Annotated in this window: 26 protein-coding genes, 1 tRNA gene and 1 pseudogene; 24 read left to right on the top strand and 4 right to left on the bottom strand. The window is 37.8% G+C overall.

Annotation, left to right across the window (positions count from 1 at the left end; all coding sequences use genetic code 11):
• Positions 1-172 precede the first annotated feature (172 nt).
• The 5 genes from JTI58_RS04230 (at position 173) to JTI58_RS04210 (ending at position 3,926) form a co-directional block, all read left to right on the top strand.
• Complete coding sequence (locus JTI58_RS04230) at positions 173-640, top strand: NUDIX hydrolase (protein ID WP_205445433.1); 468 nt, start codon at positions 173-175, stop codon at positions 638-640.
• Between the two features lie 9 nt (positions 641-649).
• Positions 650-1,543 carry an RNase adapter RapZ gene (gene rapZ / locus JTI58_RS04225; protein ID WP_054549566.1) on the top strand — a complete coding sequence of 298 codons (894 nt, stop codon included), beginning with the start codon at positions 650-652 and terminating at the stop codon, positions 1,541-1,543.
• A gap of 4 nt (positions 1,544-1,547) precedes the next feature.
• Positions 1,548-2,543, top strand: coding sequence for a gluconeogenesis factor YvcK family protein (locus JTI58_RS04220; protein ID WP_205445432.1), 996 nt, complete (start codon positions 1,548-1,550; stop codon positions 2,541-2,543).
• 65 nt (positions 2,544-2,608) lie between these two features.
• Positions 2,609-3,556 carry a DNA-binding protein WhiA gene (gene whiA / locus JTI58_RS04215; protein ID WP_004228019.1) on the top strand — a complete coding sequence of 316 codons (948 nt, stop codon included), beginning with the start codon at positions 2,609-2,611 and terminating at the stop codon, positions 3,554-3,556.
• A gap of 112 nt (positions 3,557-3,668) precedes the next feature.
• A complete protein-coding gene (locus JTI58_RS04210) occupies positions 3,669-3,926 on the top strand; it encodes an HPr family phosphocarrier protein (RefSeq protein WP_004228023.1) in 258 nt (85 codons plus the stop codon).
• A 54-nt stretch (positions 3,927-3,980) separates the two neighbouring features.
• Here the strand turns inward: JTI58_RS04210 and clpP are convergent, their stop codons facing one another.
• On the bottom strand, positions 3,981-4,571 hold the full coding sequence (gene clpP / locus JTI58_RS04205) for an ATP-dependent Clp endopeptidase proteolytic subunit ClpP (RefSeq protein WP_004228025.1): 591 nt from the start codon (positions 4,569-4,571) through the stop codon (positions 3,981-3,983).
• A 305-nt stretch (positions 4,572-4,876) separates the two neighbouring features.
• Here clpP and JTI58_RS04200 point away from each other — a divergent pair.
• The 4 genes from JTI58_RS04200 to JTI58_RS04185 all read left to right on the top strand — a co-directional run bounded on the left by JTI58_RS04200 (position 4,877) and on the right by JTI58_RS04185 (position 7,764).
• Positions 4,877-4,951, top strand: a tRNA-Arg gene (locus JTI58_RS04200).
• 498 nt (positions 4,952-5,449) lie between these two features.
• Positions 5,450-6,247 (top strand): basic amino acid ABC transporter substrate-binding protein, encoded by a 798-nt coding sequence (locus JTI58_RS04195; protein ID WP_205445430.1) that lies wholly within the window; start codon positions 5,450-5,452, stop codon positions 6,245-6,247.
• 87 nt (positions 6,248-6,334) lie between these two features.
• Entirely contained in the window at positions 6,335-7,045 is a 711-nt protein-coding gene (locus JTI58_RS04190; RefSeq protein WP_205445428.1) for an amino acid ABC transporter permease, read from the top strand.
• Complete coding sequence (locus tag JTI58_RS04185) at positions 7,042-7,764, top strand: amino acid ABC transporter ATP-binding protein (RefSeq protein WP_205445427.1); 723 nt, start codon at positions 7,042-7,044, stop codon at positions 7,762-7,764. Before JTI58_RS04190 ends, JTI58_RS04185 begins: the two co-directional genes overlap by 4 nt.
• Before the next feature lie 87 nt (positions 7,765-7,851).
• Here the strand turns inward: JTI58_RS04185 and JTI58_RS04180 are convergent, their stop codons facing one another.
• Positions 7,852-8,466, bottom strand: a complete 615-nt coding sequence (locus JTI58_RS04180; RefSeq protein ID WP_205445425.1) for a spore coat protein — start codon at positions 8,464-8,466, stop codon at positions 7,852-7,854.
• A gap of 133 nt (positions 8,467-8,599) precedes the next feature.
• Here JTI58_RS04180 and JTI58_RS04175 point away from each other — a divergent pair, with 133 nt between their 5' ends.
• The 15 genes and pseudogenes from JTI58_RS04175 (at position 8,600) to JTI58_RS04110 (ending at position 23,802) form a co-directional block, all read left to right on the top strand.
• Positions 8,600-9,181 carry a LemA family protein gene (locus JTI58_RS04175; protein ID WP_205445423.1) on the top strand — a complete coding sequence of 194 codons (582 nt, stop codon included), beginning with the start codon at positions 8,600-8,602 and terminating at the stop codon, positions 9,179-9,181.
• Positions 9,181-9,930: a TPM domain-containing protein gene (locus tag JTI58_RS04170; RefSeq protein ID WP_205445421.1), complete on the top strand. Its 750-nt coding sequence runs from the start codon at positions 9,181-9,183 to the stop codon at positions 9,928-9,930. Before JTI58_RS04175 ends, JTI58_RS04170 begins: the two co-directional genes overlap by 1 nt.
• Before the next feature lie 148 nt (positions 9,931-10,078).
• Positions 10,079-12,352 (top strand): S9 family peptidase, encoded by a 2,274-nt coding sequence (locus tag JTI58_RS04165; RefSeq protein WP_205445419.1) that lies wholly within the window; start codon positions 10,079-10,081, stop codon positions 12,350-12,352.
• A 305-nt stretch (positions 12,353-12,657) separates the two neighbouring features.
• Complete coding sequence (locus tag JTI58_RS04160) at positions 12,658-12,891, top strand: glutaredoxin family protein (protein WP_205445417.1); 234 nt, start codon at positions 12,658-12,660, stop codon at positions 12,889-12,891.
• Positions 12,892-13,152: 261 nt separating this feature from the next.
• Positions 13,153-13,275 (top strand): hypothetical protein, encoded by a 123-nt coding sequence (locus tag JTI58_RS25025; protein WP_255358808.1) that lies wholly within the window; start codon positions 13,153-13,155, stop codon positions 13,273-13,275.
• A gap of 174 nt (positions 13,276-13,449) precedes the next feature.
• On the top strand, positions 13,450-14,502 hold the full coding sequence (locus JTI58_RS04155) for a sugar-binding transcriptional regulator (RefSeq protein ID WP_205445415.1): 1,053 nt from the start codon (positions 13,450-13,452) through the stop codon (positions 14,500-14,502).
• Positions 14,503-14,628: 126 nt separating this feature from the next.
• Positions 14,629-15,645: a type I glyceraldehyde-3-phosphate dehydrogenase gene (gene gap / locus JTI58_RS04150; RefSeq protein WP_205445414.1), complete on the top strand. Its 1,017-nt coding sequence runs from the start codon at positions 14,629-14,631 to the stop codon at positions 15,643-15,645.
• Between the two features lie 546 nt (positions 15,646-16,191).
• Entirely contained in the window at positions 16,192-17,376 is a 1,185-nt protein-coding gene (locus JTI58_RS04145) for a phosphoglycerate kinase (RefSeq protein ID WP_205445412.1), read from the top strand.
• A 19-nt stretch (positions 17,377-17,395) separates the two neighbouring features.
• Entirely contained in the window at positions 17,396-18,157 is a 762-nt protein-coding gene (gene tpiA, locus JTI58_RS04140; protein WP_205445410.1) for a triose-phosphate isomerase, read from the top strand.
• Positions 18,150-19,691 carry a 2,3-bisphosphoglycerate-independent phosphoglycerate mutase gene (gpmI, locus tag JTI58_RS04135; RefSeq protein WP_205445408.1) on the top strand — a complete coding sequence of 514 codons (1,542 nt, stop codon included), beginning with the start codon at positions 18,150-18,152 and terminating at the stop codon, positions 19,689-19,691. The genes tpiA and gpmI overlap by 8 nt, the downstream gene beginning before the upstream one ends.
• A gap of 2 nt (positions 19,692-19,693) precedes the next feature.
• Positions 19,694-20,986 carry a phosphopyruvate hydratase gene (gene eno / locus JTI58_RS04130; RefSeq protein ID WP_205445407.1) on the top strand — a complete coding sequence of 431 codons (1,293 nt, stop codon included), beginning with the start codon at positions 19,694-19,696 and terminating at the stop codon, positions 20,984-20,986.
• A gap of 220 nt (positions 20,987-21,206) precedes the next feature.
• The gene (locus JTI58_RS04125; protein ID WP_347709117.1) at positions 21,207-21,494 is read left to right on the top strand and encodes a site-specific integrase; all 288 of its coding nucleotides are present in this window, start codon (positions 21,207-21,209) and stop codon (positions 21,492-21,494) included.
• A gap of 402 nt (positions 21,495-21,896) precedes the next feature.
• Entirely contained in the window at positions 21,897-22,424 is a 528-nt protein-coding gene (locus JTI58_RS04120) for a DUF6241 domain-containing protein (protein ID WP_205445405.1), read from the top strand.
• 360 nt (positions 22,425-22,784) lie between these two features.
• A pseudogene (locus JTI58_RS25185) lies at positions 22,785-22,904 on the top strand (hypothetical protein); the annotation flags it as partial.
• Positions 22,905-22,980: 76 nt separating this feature from the next.
• Positions 22,981-23,802 (top strand): methyl-accepting chemotaxis protein, encoded by an 822-nt coding sequence (locus JTI58_RS04110; RefSeq protein ID WP_205445403.1) that lies wholly within the window; start codon positions 22,981-22,983, stop codon positions 23,800-23,802.
• A gap of 635 nt (positions 23,803-24,437) precedes the next feature.
• Here JTI58_RS04110 and dltD read toward each other — a convergent pair.
• Complete coding sequence (gene dltD, locus JTI58_RS04105) at positions 24,438-25,613, bottom strand: D-alanyl-lipoteichoic acid biosynthesis protein DltD (protein ID WP_205445401.1); 1,176 nt, start codon at positions 25,611-25,613, stop codon at positions 24,438-24,440.
• Complete coding sequence (dltC, locus tag JTI58_RS04100; RefSeq protein WP_016994756.1) at positions 25,610-25,843, bottom strand: D-alanine--poly(phosphoribitol) ligase subunit 2; 234 nt, start codon at positions 25,841-25,843, stop codon at positions 25,610-25,612. The genes dltD and dltC overlap by 4 nt, the downstream gene beginning before the upstream one ends.
• Positions 25,844-25,857 lie beyond the last annotated feature (14 nt).

Here is a 25,857-nt window from a genome sequence, read left to right as displayed (position 1 = left end):
AAACCAAATAATCCTATCAGGAAAAACGTAAATTTCGCCTAAGATGAAATGGTTATCTTTGAATAAAACTAAATTGTTAATTGTCTGCGTACAAGAGTTGTAAATGAGGACAAATCTTACAAGGTCTTGTTATAATGAAGAGTAGAATGCAAAAGTGATTAGAGGTGTGCCTATGCAAAGAATTGCAAATTTAATTGCCGTAAAAGACGGTAAAGTATTATTACTTCAGAAACCAAGACGAGGCTGGTATGTAGCGCCAGGAGGGAAAATGGAGAGCGGCGAGTCAATCTTTGAGGCTGCTTTACGTGAGTTTCAAGAAGAAACAAATGTCACACCTTTACATGTTCATTTAAAGGGTGTTTATACGATGGTCATTAAAGAAAACAATGATGTAGTGGATGAATGGATGCTCTATACATTTGTTGCAAAGGATGTAGAAGGTATACCATTCAAAGAAACAAGAGAAGGCAAGCTTGCATGGCACCCAGTAGAGGATTTAGCACATTTGCCAATGGCTGAAGGAGATCGAACTAATTTACAATTTGCTGTTTCGCAATCAGGCATTCAGTATGGCACGTTTGACTATACAACGAATTTTGAATTACTTCATCAGAAAATACAAATTTCAAAAGAACAATAAAGGAGTTGCATGACAGTGGTGGTTGAAGGCCAACAAAGTACACATGAATTGGTTATTATTACAGGAATGTCTGGGGCTGGGAAAACTGTAGCTATTCAAAGCTTTGAGGATTTAGGGTATTACTGTATTGATAATTTACCACCTGCGTTACTTACAACTTTTTTAACTTTACTGAGAGATTCTGGTAAAAACAGTACCCGAATTGCGGCAGTAATGGATATGCGCGGAGGCGACTTTTTTGATGCTCTAATTGGCGCATTGGACCATATACTAAAAGAAGGCGATATTGTTGCTCGTATTTTATTTTTAGATGCAGATGATGCCACATTAGTCAGACGTTATAAAGAAACAAGACGTGCCCATCCATTAGCAGTGAACGGTTTACCTCTAGATGGAATTAAACAGGAACGAGTACTTTTATCTGAAGTAAAGGGCCGTGCTAATTTTGTTTATAACACATCTAATATGAAACCAAAGCAATTGCGTGAAAAAATTGTCAAAGAATTTGCGAGTGAGGCAGATACTATTTTTACCGTTAACATTATGTCCTTTGGCTTTAAACATGGTATGCCGATTGATGCGGACTTAGTGTTTGATGTTCGTTTTCTTAAAAACCCATATTATGTGGAGGAGCTACGTCCAAAAACGGGTCTTCAAACAGAGGTATCTTCTTATGTTTTAGCTTTGGAAGACACGCAAATCCTCATACAAAAACTAACGGATTTATTAGACTTTATGATTCCTCTCTATCGACAAGAGGGCAAATCACAGCTTGTTATTGCTTTTGGTTGTACTGGGGGCCAGCATCGCTCCGTGACATTAGCAGAATTTTTTGGGGCATATTTTGCGGGCAAGGAAAATACGGTTATTACGCATCGTGATATTAATCGTAGAAAGGAATGAGTGAATGGGGAAAAAGCAAACAAAGCTTGTGGTAATTGGTGGTGGCACAGGGCTCTCCACGTTACTTCGCGGGCTGAAGCACCACCCATTTGATATTACTGCTATTGTGACAGTAGCAGATGATGGCGGTTCTTCAGGGCGTTTACGTGATGATTATGATATTCCACCACCTGGGGATGTACGCAATGTAATTGCAGCATTATCAGATATTGAGCCCCTTGTAGAGCAAATGTTTCAATATCGTTTTTCAGCATCTGAAGATTTACGAGGTCATTCCTTAGGGAATTTAATGCTTACGGCACTCACTGATATTACTGGAGATTTCAGTCATGCTATTAGTGAGATGGGAAAGGTTTTAAAAGTTCATGGTCGAGTAATACCAGCTGCTAATAAAAAAATCGCCTTACATGCTGTGCTTGAGGACGGTTCAATTATTGAGGGCGAATCAAAAATCCCGACAGCGACAAAACGCATTAATCGCGTTTTTTTAGTACCTGAAAATGTGCAACCGTTACCAGAAGCTATTCGTGCTATACTTCGTGCCGACTATATTTTAATAGGACCAGGAAGCTTGTATACAAGCATTATTCCGAATTTGCTTGTTAAGGAGATAGGAGAAGCAGTTGTTAAGGCTAAAGGAAGAAAAATATATGTTTGTAATTTAATGACACAAAAGGGTGAAACCATTTCTTATACAGCAGGCGATCATGTAACAGCTATACATAAGCATGTTGGCCATGACTTTATCGATTCCATTTTAGTAAATGATGAAGAACTCCCTAACCCTGTTAAAGAACTGTATAAAGAAGAAAGAGCGGAACCAGTGACATTTGACGTAGCAAAGCTTGAAAGCATGGGATTAGAAGTTATTAAACGAGACATTGCTACAATTCGTCCAGATGGCACAGTTCGGCATAATGCTGCGAATGTTGCAGAATGGCTGGTAGATTATGCTGATATTTACCATCAAAAAGTAAGAGGACCAATAATAGAAACATAATGGCTTTATTGTATATGGTAAGATGAACATATACATAGAAATCAGGATTGAAAGGGGGGCGTGATATGTCTTTTGCTTCTGAAACAAAAAAAGAGTTAACACAAATAGAAGCGGACAATCATTGTATGAAAGCAGAAGTTTCTGCCCTAATTCGTATGAATGGTTCATTATCCTTTGCAAATAAACAACTAAGCTTAGACGTGCAAACTGAAAACGCTGCAATTGCCAGAAGACTATATACGATTATGAAAAAATTGTATCCGTACAATGTGGAATTACTGGTTCGTAAGAAAATGCGACTGAAAAAAAATAATGTGTATATATGCCGTGTAAGAGAAGGTGCGCGTGAGCTGTTAATTGATTTAGAAATCATCTCAGACGACTTTCAATTTAACCATACGATCTCAAGAAAGCTCATTCAAAAGAGTGGCCAAAAAAGAGCTTATTTAAGAGGTGCATTTTTAGCAGGAGGTTCTGTCAATAATCCAGAAACATCAGCTTATCATTTAGAGGTGTATTCTTTATATAAAGAGCATGGTGAAGCATTAATGGATTTGATGAATGAATTTGAACTCAATGCCAAAACAATCGAACGTAAAAAAGGTTTTGTGACTTACTTAAAGGAAGCAGAAAAAATTTCGGATTTCCTTAATATTGTTGGTGCACATCAGGCTATGATGAAATTTGAAGATGTTCGCATATTGCGAGACATGCGCAATAGTGTCAACCGTATTGTAAACTGTGAAACAGCCAACCTAAATAAAACCATTGGTGCAGCATTACGGCAGGTGGAGAATATTCGATTTATTGAAAATTCAATTGGTCTAGATCAACTACCAGAGAAGCTTCGTGAAATAGCACGTCTCCGTGTAGAATACCAAGATGTGACATTAAAAGAGCTTGGTGAAATGGTATCTAGTGGAACGGTTAGTAAATCAGGTGTCAACCATCGATTGAGAAAAATTGATGAGATTGCTGATGCATTAAGGCGCGGTGAAAAAATAGGTGGTTAAGTTATCATACTTTTCAGGTATGAATGTCATGCTAATCGCTTATTGTTCTTTTGCTAGTAAGTGAGGTAAGATAAAACTAATAGATGAACGGTAGTGAAGGGGAGTTTTGAGAATGATTGAGAGAAGAGTCCAGGTTAAATTAAAATTAGGACTACAAGCTAGACAAGCAGCACTATTTGTGCAGGAAGCAAATCGTTTTAGTGCTGATATCTTTCTAGAAAAAGATGAGAAAAAAGTAAATGCCAAATCCATTATGGGTGTCATGAGCTTAGCTGTTGCTAAAGGTACTGAAGTTACTTTAAGTAGTGAAGGTAACGATGCTGAGCAAGCGGTTACAGCATTGGCAACAATTATTGAAAATGAAGATTAACATTCATTGAACACAAAAGGCATCACAGAGCAAATCTGTGATGCCTTTTATTTTTTATTTATTATCGCTACGATGCATAATGTGGTCAATTAAGCCATATTCTTTTGCACGTTCAGCAGTCATGAAGTTATCACGATCTGTGTCTCTTGCAATGACTTCAAGTGGTTGACCTGTGCGTTCAGATAAAATGCCATTTAGTTTTTCACGTAAGAATAAAATACGTTTAGCAGCAATTTCAATTTCTGTCGCTTGACCTTGTGCACCACCTAGTGGTTGGTGAATCATTACTTCAGCATTTGGTAGAGCAAAACGTTTACCAGGTTCACCAGCTGCAAGTAGGAAAGCACCCATTGATGCAGCCATCCCAATACAAATTGTTTGTACCTGTGGTTTAATAATTTGCATTGTGTCATAAATAGCCATACCAGCCGTAATGGATCCGCCAGGTGAGTTAATGTAAAGTGAGATATCTTTATCTGGATCTTCTGCTTGTAGGAAAAGAAGCTGAGCGACAATGGAGTTAGCAACATTGTCATCAATGGCACTTCCTAAAAGGATAATACGGTCTTTAAGTAGACGTGAATAAATGTCATATGCACGCTCACCACGACTTGTTTGTTCAATAACTGTAGGAATTAAATTCATGTTAAATCCTCCTTAAAAAGCTAAATTCGAATACCTTTACTGAAAATTTCCTTTGTATTTCAGCTGTATCCTTATCATACACATTATAGTCAGGGAAGGTCAAATATTAACCCTGCTAAAGTGAAATTAAAAAAAATAAATTGTTTTTGCATTCTATGGTTGAATTATATGGGATGGGCTTGTATAATAATTAAGGTTATAAGTTTAAAGTACAGGACACTATTTTGCAGGTATGCTTCAAATGAGGGTTATCTACATCATGCTTTTCGTAAGCCTAGAGTGAGTACTTTTTTTTTGTGTCTTTTGCCCTCGTGGTGTAATGGATAACACGTAAGATTCCGGTTCTTGCACTGGGGGTTCGATTCCCTCCGAGGGCGCCATTTTACTGATGAATTGATATACTGTAATAGCTCATCTCCTAATAAGTAGTTTAGCAGCCTGCTTACTGGAGATCGAGAGGAAGAATAAAGTGAATACTGTCCTAGTTGGCATTATTCCCCTATTTATTCCTTTCAAACCTTCAAAAAAGCAATAACTCCAAATTATTTTTTAGTGAACATACTGTACGTGAGACTAGCAATAGTCGAAAAAAAAGAATCCTATCTGAGGGGATTCTTTTTTTTGCCTAAATTTATCGAAATTTGGCATGGTTCTCATTGTATATATATTAGTTTTAGGTTTAATTTCTTGTGATTTATACATGTTTTTTCAAATTATATGAATTAATTATAAATTTATATGAAAAAATATTTAGTTTTATGCGAAAAGTTGTTGTCTAAATACTATATTGTTAATATAATTGACCTAATAGTCTAACATTTCCGAATTGCGAAAAATAATACGTATTTTGGAAAATTATCGAACTAGGGGGAAATACAATGAAAAAAACAGGTTGGATGTTACTGATGATTATCGCAGCATTAACATTAGCACTTGCAGGATGTGGTACAAAAGATGATGCTTCTTCTGGTAGTACACCTTCAGAAGACGGCGGAGATGGCAAGAAAGTATACAAAGTTGGTACTGAGGCCACTTTTGCACCATTTGAATCTGTTGACGATTCAGGGAAAATTGTAGGGATTGATGTCGATATTTTACAAGCTATTGCAGATGAAATGGACTTTGAAGTTGAGTGGAATAATATTGGGTGGGAACCAGTTTTCCAAACAATTAAAAATGGTGAAACAAATATCGGAGCTTCAGGAATCACAATTACTGAAGAGCGTAAAGAATCATTTGATTTCACTGAACCATACTATGAGTCTCAATTATTAATTGTTGTGAAAGAAGATTCAAAAATCAAATCTCTTGATGAATTAAAAGATAAAAAAGTATCAGTACAAATTAATGCTACTGGTCATATGGCGGCGAAAAAGCTACAAGGGGAAGCAAGTACAAATATTATGGCATTTGAAAGTCAGCCAATCGCGATTCAAGAGATGCTAAATGGTAATGTTGATGCAGCTATCGGAGATAATGCGGTAGTTTATGAATATATGAAAGCTCATCCAGATCAAAAACTAAAAGTAATTGAAGATGACGCATTCGACAAAGAATACTATGGCTTTATGGTTCAAAAAGGGAATAAAGAATTGTTAGATAAATTAAATGAAGGTCTTAAAAAGATTAAAGAAAACGGTAAATTAAAAGAAATTACGGGCACTGATTTTGAGTAACAAATGAATGACATGATGCTACTAACATAGTAATTTTGCTAGCGGCTCATTTATTATTCGTAATTTAAAGGGGAATGGGGTTTTCGGATGGACATCTTTGACTTACGCTGGGACATTGTCTGGAACTACCGAGATATGTTTATACGAGGTATTGGCGTAACACTTATTTTGACACTTAGTGGTTATTTTGGCGGTATTCTATTAGGGCTATTTTTAGGTCTTGGAAAATTATCGAGTAAAAAATGGATTTATTGGCCATCTAAACTATATATCGATTTATTCCGTGGAACACCGATGCTTGTACAAATCTTGTTAATTCACTTAGCAGTTATTCCAACAATTTTTGGTCATTCTTTAGGTTATATGGTATCGGGGATTACAGCGCTTATTTTAAACTGTGCTGCTTACAATGCAGAAATTTTCCGTGCAGGGATTCAAAGTATTGCAAAAGGGCAAATGGAGGCTGCACGCTCTCTTGGGTTAACACATAACCAAGCGATGCGTAAGGTCATTTTACCTCAAGCATTTAGACGTATGATCCCACCATTAGGGAATGAATTCATCGCATTATTAAAAGATTCTTCACTCGTAACAGTTATTGCCGCACCAGATATTTTATATGCTAGTAAGGTAGTAGCTGGTGCAAGCTTCCGCTTCTGGGAACCGTATATCGTTGCAGCATTATTGTATTTAGTTTTAACATATGGTGTAACGAAAGTTGTAGCATTTATCGAGAAACGATTTAGCAATAGTTATGTCCCTCGTAAAGCTAAGGTAGAAGGGCGGGAAGCAAGATGATAAAAATTGAAAACCTACACAAGTACTTTGGTAAGCTTGAAGTATTAAAAGGAATCGATTACGAAATTCAAGAAAAACAAGTTGTCTGTGTCATTGGGCCATCTGGATCAGGAAAAAGTACATTTCTACGATGCATTAATATGTTAGAAGAAGTAACAGATGGTGCTATTTATATTGAAAATGTAAAGATTAATGATCCTAAAACGAATATCAATGAAATACGTGCAGAAGTGGGCATGGTGTTTCAACAATTTAACTTATTCCCGCATATGACTGTTATCGATAATGTCACGATGGCACCTATGCAAATTCGTAAAATGAGTCGTGCAAACGCAGAAGAACTAGGACATGAGCTATTAAAAAAAGTTGGACTCGATAGCAAGGCCTATAATTATCCTGAGCAGCTATCGGGTGGTCAACAGCAGCGTGTGGCAATTGCTCGTGCCTTAGCTATGAAGCCAAAAGCTATTTTATTTGACGAGCCAACTTCAGCACTTGACCCTGAAATGGTAAAAGAGGTGCTAGATGTTATGAAAAATCTAGCGGCTGAAGGGATGACAATGGTGGTTGTGACGCATGAAATGGGCTTTGCTCGTGAAGTAGGCGATCGAGTAGTCTTTATGGATGGAGGCTATATCGTAGAAGAAGGTTCTCCAGAGGAACTATTCGGCAATCCACAAAGCGACCGAACAAAGGCGTTTTTAGGAAAAGTATTATAAAGCTGAAAAAGCGAACGACATGCTCGTTCGCTTTTTTGTGCTAAAAAAAGCAGTCCATGATGAGTATTCACCATGGACTGTTCTTATTTAATGAAGGGGATTAGATGTTGTGTCGTATGCATTTAGCATCGTTTGCATATCCTGTTGGGAGTACTGAGGCACCTGATAATAGCCGTGTTTATTTTGATAAATGGATAATTCGTATCCCATTTCAATGCAGTTAGGAATACTATCTGCAACAACGCGACGAACAACAGGGTTTGTTGTCTCCAACGCAGCGGTTGTCATACATTTTGCTGCGCCTTTTTGAGCACCAAGTAAGAATCCAGAAATGGCTTCATCATTTATTTCATTAGCATTTTGCATTGGCTTTTTCGGTTGACCAGGATTTAAGCCATATTTGAAGTCATTTCCTGTTTCCATTTGGTAACGTCCTGTTGGAACAGATGGATCGTGCCCTGTTTTAAAGGACTCTACGATTGTATTGTACATACCTAGAGTGAAATTATATTGACGATCCAAAATGTTGAGTAGTTCAGGGTCTTTTACATGGGGACGCAAAATAATGGCTTGGTTCATACCTGCAATAATTTCGCCAATTGTTTCATGCATGTCCATCATTTCATGGCCACCATGATTTAGGCTATGCTGTTGGTTGAAATTTGTTTGATTGGATGATTCGTTGTAAAACGATTGTGACAAAAAAAACGCCTCCTCAATAATTTTTTGTTGCAGTATTTAGTATGTCGAGTCAATTCAATTTCATACGGTATAAATGTAAAGGTAAAAATGTAGACTAATGATAGAAGGAAAAGCAAGTCAAGGAGGCTTAAATTTGAAAAAGTTGCTTGGACCAATTGGAATAATTGTCATTATTCTTGTTGTAATTGCCTTATTATTCATACCTAAATATAATAGCCTGGTGACAGCCGAGGAAAATGTTGATTCTAAATGGGCACAAGTTGAAAATCAGCTCCAACGTCGCTATGATTTGATTCCCAATCTGGTGGAATCTGTGAAAGGCTATACCAATCATGAGCAAGAGGTGATAACGAGTATTACGGAGGCGCGTGCCCAAATGGGGAGTGCAAGCTCACCAGAGGAGCAAGCTGTCGCCAATGATGCATTAACGGGCGCTCTTAGTCGTTTACTAGTCGTTGTGGAAAATTATCCAAACTTAAAAGCAGATGCAAACTTCCGTCAGTTAATGGATGAGCTAGCAGGTACTGAAAATCGCCTGGCGGTAGCACGTGAGGATTACAATAATGAGGTGCAGCAATTCAATAAACATGTTAAACGTTTTCCTGGTAATTTGATGGCAGGGATGTTTGGCTTCGAACAAAAAGAATACTTTAAAGCCGCAGCAGGAGCTGACAAAGCACCATCTATCGACTTTAGTCAATCAGGTACACATTAATGAAACGTTGCATTGTACAGATGGTCATCGTTTGTTCGGTGCTTCTTTTTTTCACGAATATAACGAAAGCAGCTATGCCATCACCCATGAAAAATACGTATATACATGACTTTGCCAATGTAATTTCAGCGAATGTCAAAGAAGAGTTAAATCATTATTCAGAGCAATTGGATCAAGGTACGGGTGCTGAAATCATGGTAGTCACAGTTAATAGTCTTCATGGACAAGAGCCAAAGATGTATGCAACAAAATTGATTCGGTCATGGGGCATAGGTGATAAGGAGAAAAATAACGGTGTCTTGATTTTAGCTACTTTTGGTCAAGGGGAAGGGAATAACGACGTTGTAATCGCTGTGGGCCAAGGCTTAGAAGGAGCATTACCAGATGGTAAATTAGGACGCATTTTAGATAATGCCTTTTATCCTTCGGCAAGTACGGGTAATTTAGATCAAGCTTTCCAAGCGACCTATACTGAAGTTTTTCGAGCTGTTGCCCAAGAGTATAATTGGAGCGGTGAATTACCAGCACATACAACCGAAGGGGAAGACATGCCCACTTGGTTAATTATCTTAATCATTATCGTTGTCATTATTATTTATTCGTTCTTTTCGAAAGGCGGCGGAGGTCCTCGCAGTGGAGGCTATAGAGGCTATCCAGGTGGCTTTGGTGGAGGACGTTCAAGTAGAGGTGGCTTTGGCGGCTTTGGTGGAGGATCTTCCGCCGGCGGAGGAGCAAGCCGGAAATTTTAATAGGGGTAGTGGCGAACTAATTTGTTTAGTTCGCTTTCATTATGAATCAATTAAATTCTCTCAATTATTGACAATAATGCTAGAATTGTTATAATTTAAATGTATCGACAATCGATATAACGTAAACTGATATAGGGAGGAATCATTTTTGAAGAAAAGATTTTTATCCGCATCGTTAGCGATTATTTTAACAACCTCTGTCGTTATACCTGCAACAATGCAAGAAGTTCGTGCTGCCAACGAAACAACTAGCACCGTGATAGCACAAGAAGAACGTTTGACAGCGCAGGAATTTTTGAATTTAGCTGTAACAACTTTAACATTCCAGCACGGCTCAGATTCAATGCGTCAACAAATTATTGATAAATGGGTAAAGGCTGGGGAATTCACAGATTTAAGTTTGACGATTAAACATGATGAAGCGGCTCGAATTTTAGTAAGAGCGTTAAATAAAGAAGAAAAGGAGGCTTCACTTGCTGAGTATTTAGAGAAAGCCAATAAAATTGGTTTATTTAATGGCTTATCATTAAGTAGTGAAGCAATATCAAAACAAGATGCAGTAAAAATTTTAAACAATGCAAAACAAGAAAAAAATGGTTCCAATCATGAAGGTGTAAAGGAAATTTCAGTTGAAGACTTTATGAAGAATCCTGGGAACTTTGGTTATGAACTTTCACCTGATGGCAATTACATTACTTTTTCCTCTGCTTGGGAGAACAGATCCAATGTTTTCGTGAAAAAGATGAATGATGATAGTGAGCCCGTTCGTGTTTCTAATTCAAAAGATCGTGATGTTGCAGGATTTTTCTGGAAAGATAATAATTTACTATATTTAAAGGATAAAGGTGGAGATGAAAACTTCCATATTTATTCTACAACATTTAATGGCGCTGAGGAAAAAGATTTAACACCATATCCAAACGTCACAGTTGGCATATTAAGTGGTCTGCAAGGTGTTAAAGATGAAATACTTATCATGATGAATAAGGAAGATGCAACAGTTTTTGATGTCTATAAACTGAATGTAAAGACTGGTGAAACAACTCATGTTGCAAAAAATCCTGGTAATATTACGAGCTGGCTAGCAGATCGCAATGGAAATGTGCGAATTGCCGTAGCTTCAGATGGTGTGGAAGGAACGATTCTTTATAGAGATTCGGAAAAGGATGAATTCAAGCCATTTATTGAAATGGAAGCTGGCGATGAAGTAATGCCACTAGCATTTTCTAAAGACAATCAATACATTTATGCTACATCAAATAAAGGTAGAGACAAAGTAGAAGTGGTGAAATACGACTTAAAAGGTAATGAAGAAGTCATTATGTCTAATGATCAAGTAGATGTTTCAGGTGTCTTATATAGTGCTGAACACGATAAATTGCTATATGGTGCATATATAACAGATAAACCACATTATCAATTCTTTGACGAGAACTTTGAAAAGCTTTTCCGTAAAATTCAAAGCAAGCTGAATGTGCATGAAAGTGAGCTTGGTATCAATGATTACAATAAAGAAATGACAAAATTTATTGTAAGTGTTTCAAGTGATACTGTCTATGGAAAATATTATTACTACGATTCAACAACAGATGAACTAACAGAATTGGCCACTTTAAGTCCTTGGTTAAATCCGAATGAACTTGCTGAAATGCATCCAATTTCTTATAAGAGCCGAGATGGTTTAACAATTAATGGCTATTTAACTTTACCGAAAAATAAAGAAGTGAAAGATCTCCCTCTTATTGTCAATCCACATGGTGGGCCATGGGCACGTGATATGTGGGGCTTCAATCCAGAAGTACAATTGTTAGCTAATCGTGGCTATGCAGTGCTACAGGTGAATTTCCGTTCATCAACTGGCTATGGTAAAGAGTTCCTTCAAGCTGGAAATAAGCAATGGGGTCTGAAAATTCAAGATGACATCACTGATGGTGTCCAATGGGCAATTGACCAAGGCATTGCAGACCCTGATCGCATCGGTATTTATGGTGCATCATTTGGAGGTTATGCAACATTAGCTGGTATTACGTATACGCCTGATTTATATGCTGCAGCAGTTGATTATGTAGGGGTATCTAACATATTCACATTATTAAATACCATCCCACCTTACTGGGAAACTATGCGTAACATGTTTTATGAGCGTGTAGGTCACCCAGAGAAGGACAAAGAATTATTAACAGCTGTTTCACCTGTTTTCCATGCAGATAAAATCAAAACACCATTATTTGTCGCTCAAGGTGCAAATGACCCACGTGTAAACAAAGCAGAATCCGATCAAATTGTGGAAGCCTTACATGCTAGAGGTGTGGATGTAGAATACATGCTAAAAGATAATGAAGGACATGGCTTCGCTAACGAAGAAAATAGAATTGAATTCTATAATGCCATGGTGAAATTTTTCGATAGTCATTTAAAATAATCTGAAACGAAAGGCATTGATGTGTAGCTTGCTCACAATCAATGCCTTTTTAATTACATAAGGTGAATAGAGTTTGTCTAGCGTTTCTTACGATCAAATGGAGAAATATACAGAGCCAGTTCCTCAATACCATTATAAATTTATTGTTCATCCACTTGAGAAATACTGAAACGAATAAGATTATGCTTTTTAAATTCTGGTAAAAACATTCTAGAGGCGTCATCCATCAAAATATAAATCGTCAATGAATAGTAGCCATAACTTCATTGTACTTTCGTTTATAATAAAGATGGGAGGTGCTATCTATGAAGATTAAATTTTTTAGTCGGGCAAATTGTCCTTTATGTGTAGAAGGATTACAGACATTAAAGCTTGTTCAGGAAGATGTTCCCTTTGAAATTGATGTGATTGATATTGAGCAAGATGATCGCATACATGAAAAATATATGCTAATGATTCCTGTAGTTGAAAAGGATGGTGTTGTAATCCAGTATGGTAATTTAGATTATGCCACCTTGATGGAGCAATTAGGCAGTTAATTTACTGAATGTATAAAAGGTTATTAACGGAAAAAATGACTCTATTGTTAGCTGTAATTCACACAATTCACAAATTGTTCAATGAAAGCGTTTTGAATTTGAACAGTTTGTGAAGACCTTCACATTAGACTTTCTTTTCATAAAAAACGGAGTAGAATAGGTATCAAGTAAGAAGTTGTTATAAAACAGTTTAGCGAATGTATCACAAATTTTAGTGGTTGTTATATTACAAAAATGAATGATGTGAAGGGAGATTTTACAATGTGGGTTATTACAGTATTTGAGAAAAAGGATGTTCGTATTTTTGAATTTACAAATAAAAGTGAAGCAACAAAAGCTTTAGAAGGTTTTAAAAAGAACGCGATTTTATCTTTCACTAAATAAGTACAACAAAGTCTCGTAGCCATGTTGATGGCTATGAGGCTTTTTTTAATATAAACAATTCAACTACTTGCACTTTAAAACAATGCATATTATAATAAAAGTATAAGTGGGACACAAAATAATTGAGTGGGATAAAAATAAACCCACAACTATTAATTAAGGGAGTAGATAGATATGTTAACTGTTCCAGAGGCACAGCAAAGGCTACTTCCTGAAATGTATCCGCTTCTGCAATCAAGATATCGAATTTTGCAAGCCGTTCAACTTATGCAACCAATCGGACGACGTGCGCTAGCCGATTCACTGAAAATGACAGAAAGAGAAATACGTAAAGAAACTGATATTTTACGTGAGCAAGGGTTATTAGATGCGCAAAAGTCGGGTATGGTATGTACAGATGATGGTGAAATAGTCATTGAAAAATTAAGAGTCATCGTTTACGAATGGTCTGGTTTAACACAGCTTGCAAAAGTGCTCGAAAACCATTTTGGCATCCAGCGTGTAGTCGTAGTTCCTGGTGATTACAATGAGGATCATACAATCCTGACCATGCTAGGCAAAGAAGCGGCATTGCAATTTATGTCGACTGCTTTTGATGAGCAAGTAGTAGCTGTCACTGGTGGAAAATCTGTTGCCTCTCTTGCACAATTTTTACATCCTCTAGACGGACAAAAGGATATCACTTTTGTAGCTGCACGCGGAGGGATTGGACATGAAATGCAAATGCAGGCCAATACACTTGTTGCAACATTTGCCATGCAGATGGAGGCACAGTACCGTACTTTATTTTTACCAGAGCATTTAAGTGAGCAAGCTTATCAAGCGATGTTAACAGAGCCGATGGTAACAGAAATGATGGCATTCTACGATCAAGCAGATTGCGTCATTCACGGGATTGGCTCCGCAGAGGAAATGGCGATTCGTCGTAATTCATCTCCAGAGGATTTGCGAATTCTTGAGGAGAAAGGCGCTGTAAGTGAAGCATTTGGCTATTATTTTAATGCTAATGGTGAAATTGTTCATCGTATACGTACGATTGGTATTCAACTTGAGCAGGTACAAAATAGTCAGCAAGTCATTGCAGTTGCAGCAGGAAAACAAAAGGTCAATGCAATGCTTTCTTATTTTAAAGTAGCACCTAAGCAAACCATATTTGTAACAGATGAAGCAGCAGCCAAAGCAATTGCTGCCCAATTATCTTCTATAGAAAATAAGCATCTTGAATGATGGTAAAGTATCAAACATGTCACTCGATCTCAGAAAGTGCTAGAACACTTTTTGAATGAGCATAAAGTAAATTTTGATGTCTCTATTCATAGAGACAGACAATACACATTATTGGAGGAATTAACAATGGCATTAAAATTAGCGATTAATGGATTTGGACGTATTGGACGTTTAGTATTTCGTGAGGCAATGAAGCATGATGAAATTGAAGTAGTAGCCGTAAACGACTTAACAGATGCTGGTCAGCTTGCGCACTTATTGAAATATGATTCAGTACACGGTATCTATGATGCTGAAGTCAATGCAGATGAAGATTCTTTCGTAGTAAATGGCCAACGTGTAAAAGTATATGCTGAAAAAGATCCTGCACAATTACCATGGGGCGAATTAGGCGTAGACGTAGTGCTTGAATGTACTGGTCGATTCCGTTCAATGGAAGAAGTAGGCAAGCATATTGAAGCAGGCGCGAAAAAAGCCATTCTATCGGCACCAGCAAAAGGGGCAATGCCTACATTTGTTATGGGTGTAAACCATGAGGATTATAACCCAGCAACTGATGATGTCATCTCCAATGCTTCTTGTACAACAAACTGTCTTGCACCAGTAGCTAAAGTGCTTGATGAGAAATTTGGCATTGAACGCGGTATGATGACAACAATTCACTCTTATACAAATGACCAACGAATTCTAGACTTCCCACACGCTGATCCACGTCGTGCACGTGCTGGGGCGGTTTCTATGATTCCAACAACAACGGGTGCAGCAGTAGCAGTTTCAAAAGTATTACCACAATTAAAAGGTAAGCTAGATGGCTTCTCTATGCGTGTGCCAACACCTAACGTATCATGTGTTGACTTAGTTGTGGAGCTAAAAGCAGATGTATCGAAAGAAACGATTAATGCAGCATTAAAAGAAGCTTCTGAAAATGAATTAAAAGGCATTTTAGATTACAATGAGCTACCATTAGTATCAATCGATTATAACGGTAACCATCATTCTTCTACTGTAGATGGTCTTTCAACAATGGTATTAGAAAACAAAATGGTGAAGGTTTTAGCTTGGTATGATAACGAAATTGGTTACTCTACTCGCTTAATGGACCTAGCTTTATACATTGCTGAACAAGGATTAAACCATAAATAAGTATCATATTTCGACATTTTGAGTAAAAAGTGTGACATATTACTGCTTTTTATGCACAAAAAGTATAGCCTTTATAATATCGAATAGATATAATATACAAGGGTATTGGGAGTAAGGGATAACCCTTACTCCTTTTTATCTAGATTTAGCAGAAAACGCCCACCTCCATAGGTGGTGAGATGAATACACAAATTGCTCTCTTTGATTCAGCGGGTGTCCAAACACAAACTGAATCAAGATAAAAGCCCCAGCAGATGTCACAGATTTTGAAGAGGAGCTTTTAGAGCAAGCTCGAAAAAAATCTGGACGCAATTACGCTAAGGCGTAATTGATACATGGTGATTGCAAGACATAGAAGGTAACTTTTGCTACTATAAAAACAAGTATTAGGGTTCATTATCAAAAGTTGGAGAATCATAATCACACTAGATAGTGACCCTGAAAAAGTACCAAAATGACTTTTCAATTTAGTAAGCATGGTGTAGAGCCAAGATGGGTAAAACACAAGGGTGTAAGACTAAAATAAATTTTGAAGGGAGTTTCTTCATGTTAAATAAGAAAACAATGAAAGATATCGATGTAAAGGGTCAACGCGTTTTTGTACGTGTAGATTTTAATGTGCCAATGGCAGATGGTTCTATTACGGATGAGACACGTATTCGTGCAGCTATTCCTACAATTGAGTATTTAGTAGAGCAGGGTGCTAAAGTTATTCTAGCTTCTCACTTAGGTCGTCCAAAGGGTGAAGTAAAGGAAGACATGCGTTTAACAGCTGTTGGCATTCGCTTAGCTGAATTAATGGGCAAGCCTGTTACGAAGCTTGATGAATCCATTGGGCAAGCGGTGGAAGAAGCCGTTGCAAACATGCAAGATGGAGATATTCTATTGCTTGAAAATGTACGCTTCCATGCTGGTGAAGAGAAAAATGACCCGACATTAGCACAGCAATTTGCTCAGCTAGCAGATATTTATGTCAATGATGCTTTTGGTGCAGCCCACCGAGCACATGCTTCTACAGAAGGAATTGCTAAGCATATTCCAGCTGTATCTGGATTCCTAATGCAAAAGGAATTAGATGTACTAGGTAAAGCCTTGTCTAACCCTGAGCATCCATTTACAGCCATTATTGGTGGTGCCAAAGTAAAAGATAAAATTGGTGTTATTGAAAGCCTGTTAGAGAAAGTAGATCACCTAATTATCGGTGGAGGTTTATCCTTTACATTTATTAAGGCACAAGGCCATGATATCGGTAAATCATTGTTAGAAGAAGATAAAATTGAGCTAGCAAAGTCCTTTATTGAAAAGGCAAAAGTAAAAGGCGTGCAATTACATATGCCAGTCGATGCTGTTGTGGCAAATGAATTTTCACAGGATGCTGAAACACAAATCGTCGATGTAGAGGCTATTCCAGCTGATTGGATGGGCCTAGATATTGGTCCAAAAACAGCTGCAAACTATGCAGAAGTTATTAAAAACTCTAAATTAATCATTTGGAATGGGCCAATGGGTGTCTTTGAAATGGACAAATTTGCAAACGGCACAAAAACAGTTGCTGATGCAATGGCAACAACTGCAGGCTACACGGTAATCGGTGGCGGTGATTCGGCAGCGGCAGTTGAAAAATTTGAAGTAGCAGATAAGATGGATCATATTTCTACAGGTGGCGGTGCTTCCTTAGAATTAATGGAAGGCAAAGAGCTTCCAGGGATTGTAGCACTAAACGATAAATAAGCTAATCGGAGGCAAAATGATGCGTAAACCAATTATTGCAGGTAACTGGAAAATGTTTAAAACATTTGAAGAAGCTATTCAATTTGTAGATGCTGTACAGGAAAAACTTCCTTCCAATGACAAAGTAGATGCTGTTATTTGCGCACCAGCTCTTTACCTACCTACACTTGTGCAAGTTGCTAGTGAATCAGAGCTGGCGATTGGTGCACAAACAATGCACTATGAAAATGAAGGTGCTTTTACTGGTGAAATTAGTCCAGCACAGCTAGCAAGTGTAGATGTTGACTATGTCATTTTAGGGCACTCAGAACGTCGCGAATACTACAATGAGACAGACGAAGCGATTAATAAAAAGGTAGCAGCAGCACTTGCACATACTATCGTACCTATTATTTGCTGTGGTGAAACGCTAGAGGAACGTGAAGCTGGCACAACAGAGCAAAAAGTTGCTGGTCAAATTAAAGCGGCACTTGCTGGGTTTGAAGCACAGCAAGTAGAGCATATGGTCATTGCATATGAACCGATTTGGGCGATTGGTACTGGTAAAACTGCTACGGCAGACGATGCAAACCAAGTATGTGGAGCGATTCGAGCAGTAATCGAAGAGCTCTATAACGCTGAAACTGCGAATGCTGTACGCATTCAATATGGCGGTAGTGTGAAGCCTGATAACATTCAGGAGCTTTTATCGAAAGAACATATTGATGGTGCTTTAGTTGGTGGAGCAAGCTTACAACCAGAATCTTATTTAACATTATTGGAGGCGGCAGCAAATGCCTAAAAAGCCAGTAGCATTAATTATTTTAGATGGCTTTGCATTTCGAGATGAAACATTCGGGAATGCAGTAGCACAGGCGAATAAGCCAAATTTCGATCGATATTGGAGCCAATTCCCTCATGCGACATTAACAGCAGCGGGAGAAGCCGTTGGATTACCTGAAGGACAGATGGGAAATTCAGAGGTGGGGCACTTAAACATCGGTGCTGGACGTATTGTTTACCAAAGCTTAACACGCTTAAATAAATCCATTCGCGATGGAGATTTCTTTACGAATCAAGCCTTTTTAGATGCAGTAGTACATGTTAAAGCTCATCAGTCAAAGCTACATGTTATGGGCTTATTGTCAGACGGTGGTGTTCATAGTCATTATGAGCATATGTTTGCGCTATTAAAACTAGCTAAACAGCAGGGATTAGATGAAGTTTATATACATGGCTTCTTAGATGGTCGTGATGTTGGACCAACAACGGCATTAGACTTTATCGAAGAAACAGAAAAGCAAATGGCTGAAATAGGCATAGGGCAATTTGCTTCGATTCATGGACGTTACTATGCAATGGATCGTGATAAACGTTGGGATCGTGTTGCGCTCACTTATAATGTACTTGTGGATGGTGTTGGTCAAACAGCAGAAAGTGCCAAAAGTGGTGTAGCAGCATCCTATGAGCGTGAAGTGACAGATGAATTCGTCATTCCATTTAGCATTCAAGAGCATGGTGAGCCAATAGCAACAATTGGCGATCATGATGCAGTGATTTTCTTTAACTTCCGTCCTGATCGTGCGATTCAGCTATCAAAAGTGTTTACAAATGAATCATTCGATGGTTTTGCAATATCTGCAAAGCATCCAAAGAATTTAAAATTTGTGTCCTTCACACATTATAGTGATGAAGTCAACGCACAGGTTGCTTATGAAAATGACAACTTGAAAAATACAATTGGTGAAGTATTAGCGACGAATGGGAAAACACAGTTGCGCATTGCGGAAACTGAAAAATATCCACATGTTACATTCTTTATGAGTGGTGGACGTGAGGAAAAATTCCCAGGTGAAGAACGAATTTTAATTGCTTCTCCAAAGGTGGCGACATACGATTTAAAACCTGAAATGTCTGCTTATGAGGTGACAGAAGCCTTACTTGCAGAAATTGAGGCTGAAAAATTTGATGGCATTATTCTTAACTTTGCCAACCCTGATATGGTTGGTCATAGTGGAATGCTGGAGCCAACAATTAAAGCCATTGAAGCAGTAGATGAATGCTTAGGGAAAGTAGTAGATGCGCTCCTTGCAAAAGGTGGTGCAGCTATTATTACAGCTGACCATGGCAACTCTGATGAAGTGTTAACTTTAGCAGGTGAGCCAATGACAGCTCATACAACAAATCCTGTTCCAGTAATTGTGACAAAACCAAATATAATGTTAAGAAATGGTGGTATTTTAGCCGATTTAGCGCCAACCATGTTAGAATTATTACAGGTGTCACAGCCTACTGAAATGACAGGACAATCATTAATTGAAAAAGAGGAGAATTAATTATGCCATTTATTACACAAGTTTATGCGCGCGAAGTTTTAGACTCACGTGGGAACCCAACAGTAGAGGTTGAAGTATTTACAGAATCAGGCGCATTTGGCCGCGCAATCGTACCATCAGGTGCATCAACAGGTGAATACGAAGCGGTAGAATTACGCGATGGTGACAAATCTCGTTACCTAGGCAAAGGTGTATTAAAAGCAGTTGAAAATGTAAACACAATTATTGCGGAAGAATTAGAAGGTAACTATTCTGTTCTTGATCAAGTTGTCATTGACAAAGCTTTAATCGAGCTAGATGGCACAGAAAACAAAGGCAAGCTAGGTGCCAACGCAATTCTAGGTGTATCCATGGCAGTCGCACATGCTGCGGCAGATTATTTAGATGTACCTCTTTATCAATATCTTGGTGGGTTCAACTCTAAACAATTACCAGTACCAATGATGAACATCCTAAATGGTGGAGCTCACGCAGATAACAATGTAGACATTCAGGAATTCATGGTTATGCCTGTTGGTGCAGAATCTTTCCGTCATGCAGTACGCATCGGTGCTGAAATTTTCCATAGCCTAAAGGCTGTTCTAAAAGCAAAAGGCTACAACACAGCAGTAGGTGATGAAGGTGGTTTCGCACCAAACCTTGGCTCTAACGAAGAAGCGATTACAGTGATCTTAGAAGCGATTGAAAAAGCGGGCTACAAACCAGGTGAAGAAGTAAAACTTGCAATGGACGTAGCATCCTCTGAACTATTCAATAAAGAAGATGGCAAATACCACTTAGATGGTGAAGGCGTTGTAAAAACTTCTGAAGAAATGGTTGATTGGTACGAAGAGTTAACAAACAAATATCCAATCATTTCAATTGAAGATGGCTTAGACGAAAATGATTGGGCTGGACACAAGCTATTAACAGACCGTATCGGCAGTCGCGTACAATTAGTAGGTGATGACCTATTTGTAACAAATACGAAAAAATTATCAGCTGGTATTGAGCAAGGCGTAGGAAATGCAATCCTGATCAAAGTAAACCAAATCGGTACGTTAACTGAAACATTTGAAGCAATTGAAATGGCGAAACGTGCAGGCTACACAGCGGTTATTTCTCATCGTTCTGGTGAATCAGAAGATGCAACAATTGCTGATATCGCTGTTGCAACAAATGCTGGTCAAATTAAAACAGGTGCTCCATCACGTACAGACCGTGTAGCTAAATACAACCAACTTCTTCGCATTGAAGATCAACTTGGTTCAACAGCAGAGTATCTTGGTTTAAATTCATTCTATAATATAAAATAAGCATTTGATTTAAGAAAAAATGCTTTGAACTTAGTAATACACAACCTTTTTATACAATTTGAACTATGTTGTACATTTAGGTGAATTTAGCAATACGTATGTATTGTTTCAACCTCTGATTTATAAGTGTGATAAACACTTGTAGATTGGGGGTTTTTTATTTGCTTATCAAAGATTGATTAAAAGAATTTACATGCTAATTACAGATTAAAATTATTCAATTAGAACAACAGAAACTTATAACTACAATATAACTCACTTCATTCAATATCTGGACGAGTTTCATGAGGTGAATGAAATTGAAGACGTTTCTACAGTTCATGTAAAAAAATATATTCAACATCAATTAAATCTTGGTAAAAAGGCGACTTACATTAACACTGTAATTAAATCGTTGAGGTCGTTTTACACGTATTTGGTGGCGGAAGAATATGTCACATTAAACATCATGGCACGCACCGAATCGTTGTGTGATGAAAGGTATGCACATTACGCACACCCTTGGTGAAAAGGATACGAATAGTAATTAGAAGGTTCGTAACATTATTCAGACCCTTGGAGGGAGTCGCAAAACAGGACCGCCTTGTAAAAACGTTATGTACCTAGCAAAATGCTAGATACCTCAGCAGTGTTTACGCATGGAGGTACTCTCCTCTATAGAGAGCACCTATGATGGACTTACCTATATTAACGCATACAAAATTGTATCAGTTGTATTTAATCAACGAACGCAATTTTGCGTTGGTTAACATGCTGTATACAATGTATATACCATTATCTAAGAACAGTGTTTGTACTATAGTTTTTCATTGAACCTTGTTTCAAAATTCTGTTATTATTATCCTAATTACATAATATAAACCAATACATAATTGCATAATGATATAAATTACAAGGAGGAGTTAATAACATGAAGAGAAAAACAAAATCTGCAATTGTTATCATTGCAGTATTGGTCATTTTTGGAGGGATTTTTGGTTACATTAAATCCACCGAACAAATGGAAAAACCTGTTGCCAAAAAAGAAAGAGCCACTATAACTGTTGACGGAGTAGCGCTTGAAGATAAAAAAGTTACAAAAGAAGAATTGCTTTATCCTGATAATTTAATGGAAATGAAAGTAAATGAAACCATCCATAGCATGTCTCACCAAAAAGTGAAAGCTGCTTCTCAATGGGGGCGTGAGCGAATAACACAAGAAAAAGTTGACCGATTGTTAACTGTAGTTAAAATGAACGATTATAAATATAAAGATCTTTACATTTCAATATTGGAAAGATGGTCGAAAGGTGATTTTTCAAACGCCGTTGACGACCATAACAAAATTTGGGAAATGCAAGGTGGCGATGACACAACAAATTCAGGAAGAGCAACTCGTTTATTATCGCCCGAGGAAGAAGAACAGTATATTGAACAATTTTACACAGATGAAAAATAGGTGAGTCTTTGAATTGTATGTAAATTTTTCTGTTTGTTATCATTAATTTTTATTACACAAAATCCACCAATTACTAAGATACAAAAAAATTATCGGTGGAGGGTTTTATTTATGAATGAAGAAAGACCGCTAACAGACAAAGAACTTTATCATTTAATTATCACTTTGAACGCAAAAGCCTATGGATTGAAGAACGTGTACAAAAAGAGTTTGGCGATTCAACTATTCATGCGAGGTCATAATTTGGACCATACAATGCGGAACAAGCGAAATCCGATATTTCAAGTTTTTGTGTTCACTAAGACTCCCAAATTTATTGTAGACTTCATAGAATTGACCATAATAAATCAAGGTTCATGCTCAAGTGCTCCATCACGTACAGACCGTGTAGTAAAATACAACCAATTTCTTCGCATTGAAGATCAACTTGGTTCCACAGCTGAGTACCTTGGTTTACAATCGTTCTACAACCTTAAATAATAGACAAAAAATACCTCAAAGTATGTATACCCTAAGCAGTCTAGTATAATAAAGAAAAATAGAGGGGGATAGAGATATGGGGATTATTCAATCATTAGAAGAGACGTTGCCGATTTTTCATGAAGTCTTTAAGAAGGAAATAGCAATGACTATTAATTGTGCAGAGGAAAGAAAAGTCCTGTTTGTATTAGAGGGGACAAGAGTCAAAACGAATTTACAAGTAGGGACTATTCTTGAGGATACACCTGATTTTCATAGTGTCACAAAAGGACAAATTTTAAAGCGTAGCATTCCAAAAGAGTATTTTGGGATTGCAATGAATAGTGAGCTTTATCCTGTGCGTGAAAATGGTAAAGTTGTAGCCGTATTAAGCCTAATTTTTCCAGTTGATGCGCAAGAAAAAGTGGAAGGTTTTATGGGCAGTTTGCAAGCTATTATTCAAGAACTACAAATAAAAGTACATACGATTGCTGCACATTCTGAAGAATTGTCTGCAACGAGTGAAACTATTACAGAAAAATCTCGACATGCTTTAGAAAATTCTTCTCGTTCTAATGAAGTAACAGATTTTATTAAAACGATTTCGAGACAGACTAATTTATTGGGCTTAAATGCCTCGATTGAAGCGGCACGAGCAGGCCAATACGGTGCAGGTTTCAACATCGTAGCGCAAGAGGTAAGGAAGCTTTCTAGTGAGACAGCTACAGCAACAGAACAAATTGAAACCTCTCTTAAAACGATTACGAGTAATATTCAAGCACTTATGGAAAGCATGGAGCAAATCGAAGCAGCCTCAAATGATCAGGCAGAGCAGGTTCAACAATTTAGTGAAGCCATTGAAAAACTAAATGATATAAGCAAGCAAATGGCGGTTTACATAAAAGGTCTCTTACGATAATAAGAAAGGACAGTCTAGTAATGCTAGACTGTCCTCATATTGTTGAAAAACAAAACCATCAATAGAATTTTTGTGAAAGGTGAAAATGGTTTCCGTTGCAGGCTACTTGCTTTCCTGTGGGCGAGCGCCGAGCCGCTTCCTCCGCTATCGCTCCGTGCAGGGGCTCGCCTGTCTCGCTATCCCACGGGAGTCAAGTAGCCTTCCACTTCAACCTACAAAAGTGTTACCTTTTTAGCAAAGGTTTTCAAATAAAGTAAAGGTGTTCACTACTCTTTATGGAGGGGTGTTAGCACGCATCACTTCTCCACATTGAAAATAAAAATCCTATCCCCCCTAAGAATACAGATATTGGGCTATTTGATTGCTATGCTAGTATGAAAAAAAGTAAAGACACTTTGCAGAATGGTTGATTGGAGTGGAGCCAGCGTCACTCCTAGGGGATTTAGCGTCACAGAGGAGACCCTGGAGCGAACGTAAGTGAGTGTGAAGCGGCTCATCGGACGCCCCCTGGAAAGGACGCTGGTGGAACGGAAATCAACCTCTCACCTTGCAAAGTTGCTTTTTCTGCCGTTGACATCATCTTTTTTCAACAGCATGAGGACAGTCTAGTAATGCTAGACTGTCCTGATTATTTTTTATGGCTGTGACCAATGTTGATCTAGTTCTTGATCGAGATAGACCCAGCCCTTCCAAGCAATATGAATCGTATCCATTATAAAATAAGGATCATATTCATGATCTGAAAAATCAACATAGGCAACATTCGCGTCCTGTAATACTTGCTCCATTTTATCGTAGTACTTTTGACGACGCTCCTCAGGATAGCCATTATAATCATACCAATAGCCATTAACCGGAATGGACACGAATAGTGGCTTGGCACCTGCATCCTTTAAAACATCTATTACTAGTTGGAAATCCTCATATTCAGGAGAGTTTGTATAATCCTCTTTTTTCCGTATATCTTTAAACTTTGAAAATTTAGCATTTACAAGTCGCTGATAGGCGCGATCTTCAATCATATAGTCATTGGATACACGTTTCTCACCATATGCCTCTGCATGCTGCAATTGTTGTTCAAAGCTTTGATTGGCAATGAGCTTGTCATTACTTTTTAATGCATGACCTTTACGTGGGAAAAGGGAATAATATAAATCCTTCTTTTCTAGCAATTCCTTGTGGAAACGACCTGCGACCATGGCCATACGTCCAGTAATTGGCTTTTCCTTGCCGTTAGACATTTGATATTGAAACATGGTCTTTAAGAGACGGTCCCGTTTGACGGTATCAAATTCTAGCAGACGCTCCATTGCTCGTTTACGAAGAGCGGCATCCATCTCCTGATTAAAAGCTAAATCATAGGCATGTAACATGGAGTAATTCGGTGAAAAGTGAAATTCACCCATGCCCTTCTCTGTAAACCACTGCGGGGAGATGATAAAGACCACTTTTTTATCCTTTAAATTCTTTTCTTGTGCTGCAAAATTCAGGAAGTGGGTAATGGACTGCATGCCCCCACGTCCAATCATAAATGTCGAATACGGAGCGTTAATTGCTCGCGTATAATTATATGGATGGAACGGGTCAAAACGGTTTAATTCCGAGGAGCCATATAGAGGCATGGAACTAGGCTCCTGCAACATTCGCTCCTGTAAATATGTGCCTTGAAATACAAGTGGAGACATGTTAGTTTTGGCTTGCTCCACATCCTCATTGGATATCCAGGCTTTAATCCAAGCATTAGGAAAGAAGACAAAGCCAGTAAAAAGAGCGAATGCAATAAATAAAGAAAGAAAGCCTTTTTTGATCATTGTCTTTCAGCTAATTTCCCTGCTATTCGATTAGGCGTATTCCATTCTTCACGATTGAAATCAGTAATAGGTACTGAAATATTAAAACGATTTTCAATTTCAACTAATAAATTAATTGTTCCAAACGAATCTAGTAAACCTTCTTCAAATAAATCAATATCTGGGTTTTCTACAATAATTTCATCTTCACATAACTCGACTAGCATTTCTAAAACTTGTTGTTGATCCATTAATAATTCTCCTT

It is taken from the genome of Lysinibacillus fusiformis (assembly GCF_016925635.1).
GTDB lineage: Bacteria > Bacillota > Bacilli > Bacillales_A > Planococcaceae > Lysinibacillus > Lysinibacillus fusiformis_F.
This window is presented reverse-complemented; position numbering and strand designations above follow the sequence as displayed.

What these genes read in the sequence shown, in the direction of transcription:
- JTI58_RS04195 (WP_205445430.1), top strand. Translation starts at nt 5,450, where the DNA reads ATGAAAAAAACAGGTTGGATGTTACTGATGATTATCGCAGCATTAACA.
- clpP (WP_004228025.1), bottom strand. Translation starts at nt 4,571, where the DNA reads ATGAATTTAATTCCTACAGTTATTGAACAAACAAGTCGTGGTGAGCGT.
- tpiA (WP_205445410.1), top strand. Translation starts at nt 17,396, where the DNA reads ATGCGTAAACCAATTATTGCAGGTAACTGGAAAATGTTTAAAACATTT.
- JTI58_RS04170 (WP_205445421.1), top strand. Translation starts at nt 9,181, where the DNA reads ATGAAACGTTGCATTGTACAGATGGTCATCGTTTGTTCGGTGCTTCTT.
- JTI58_RS04210 (WP_004228023.1), top strand. Translation starts at nt 3,669, where the DNA reads ATGATTGAGAGAAGAGTCCAGGTTAAATTAAAATTAGGACTACAAGCT.
- JTI58_RS04185 (WP_205445427.1), top strand. Translation starts at nt 7,042, where the DNA reads ATGATAAAAATTGAAAACCTACACAAGTACTTTGGTAAGCTTGAAGTA.
- JTI58_RS04190 (WP_205445428.1), top strand. Translation starts at nt 6,335, where the DNA reads ATGGACATCTTTGACTTACGCTGGGACATTGTCTGGAACTACCGAGAT.
- gap (WP_205445414.1), top strand. Translation starts at nt 14,629, where the DNA reads ATGGCATTAAAATTAGCGATTAATGGATTTGGACGTATTGGACGTTTA.
- eno (WP_205445407.1), top strand. Translation starts at nt 19,694, where the DNA reads ATGCCATTTATTACACAAGTTTATGCGCGCGAAGTTTTAGACTCACGT.
- JTI58_RS04155 (WP_205445415.1), top strand. Translation starts at nt 13,450, where the DNA reads ATGTTAACTGTTCCAGAGGCACAGCAAAGGCTACTTCCTGAAATGTAT.
- JTI58_RS04220 (WP_205445432.1), top strand. Translation starts at nt 1,548, where the DNA reads ATGGGGAAAAAGCAAACAAAGCTTGTGGTAATTGGTGGTGGCACAGGG.
- JTI58_RS04110 (WP_205445403.1), top strand. Translation starts at nt 22,981, where the DNA reads ATGGGGATTATTCAATCATTAGAAGAGACGTTGCCGATTTTTCATGAA.
- JTI58_RS25025 (WP_255358808.1), top strand. Translation starts at nt 13,153, where the DNA reads ATGTGGGTTATTACAGTATTTGAGAAAAAGGATGTTCGTATTTTTGAA.
- JTI58_RS04230 (WP_205445433.1), top strand. Translation starts at nt 173, where the DNA reads ATGCAAAGAATTGCAAATTTAATTGCCGTAAAAGACGGTAAAGTATTA.
- JTI58_RS04120 (WP_205445405.1), top strand. Translation starts at nt 21,897, where the DNA reads ATGAAGAGAAAAACAAAATCTGCAATTGTTATCATTGCAGTATTGGTC.
- dltD (WP_205445401.1), bottom strand. Translation starts at nt 25,613, where the DNA reads ATGATCAAAAAAGGCTTTCTTTCTTTATTTATTGCATTCGCTCTTTTT.
- JTI58_RS04145 (WP_205445412.1), top strand. Translation starts at nt 16,192, where the DNA reads ATGTTAAATAAGAAAACAATGAAAGATATCGATGTAAAGGGTCAACGC.
- dltC (WP_016994756.1), bottom strand. Translation starts at nt 25,843, where the DNA reads ATGGATCAACAACAAGTTTTAGAAATGCTAGTCGAGTTATGTGAAGAT.
- whiA (WP_004228019.1), top strand. Translation starts at nt 2,609, where the DNA reads ATGTCTTTTGCTTCTGAAACAAAAAAAGAGTTAACACAAATAGAAGCG.
- JTI58_RS04160 (WP_205445417.1), top strand. Translation starts at nt 12,658, where the DNA reads ATGAAGATTAAATTTTTTAGTCGGGCAAATTGTCCTTTATGTGTAGAA.
- gpmI (WP_205445408.1), top strand. Translation starts at nt 18,150, where the DNA reads ATGCCTAAAAAGCCAGTAGCATTAATTATTTTAGATGGCTTTGCATTT.
- rapZ (WP_054549566.1), top strand. Translation starts at nt 650, where the DNA reads ATGACAGTGGTGGTTGAAGGCCAACAAAGTACACATGAATTGGTTATT.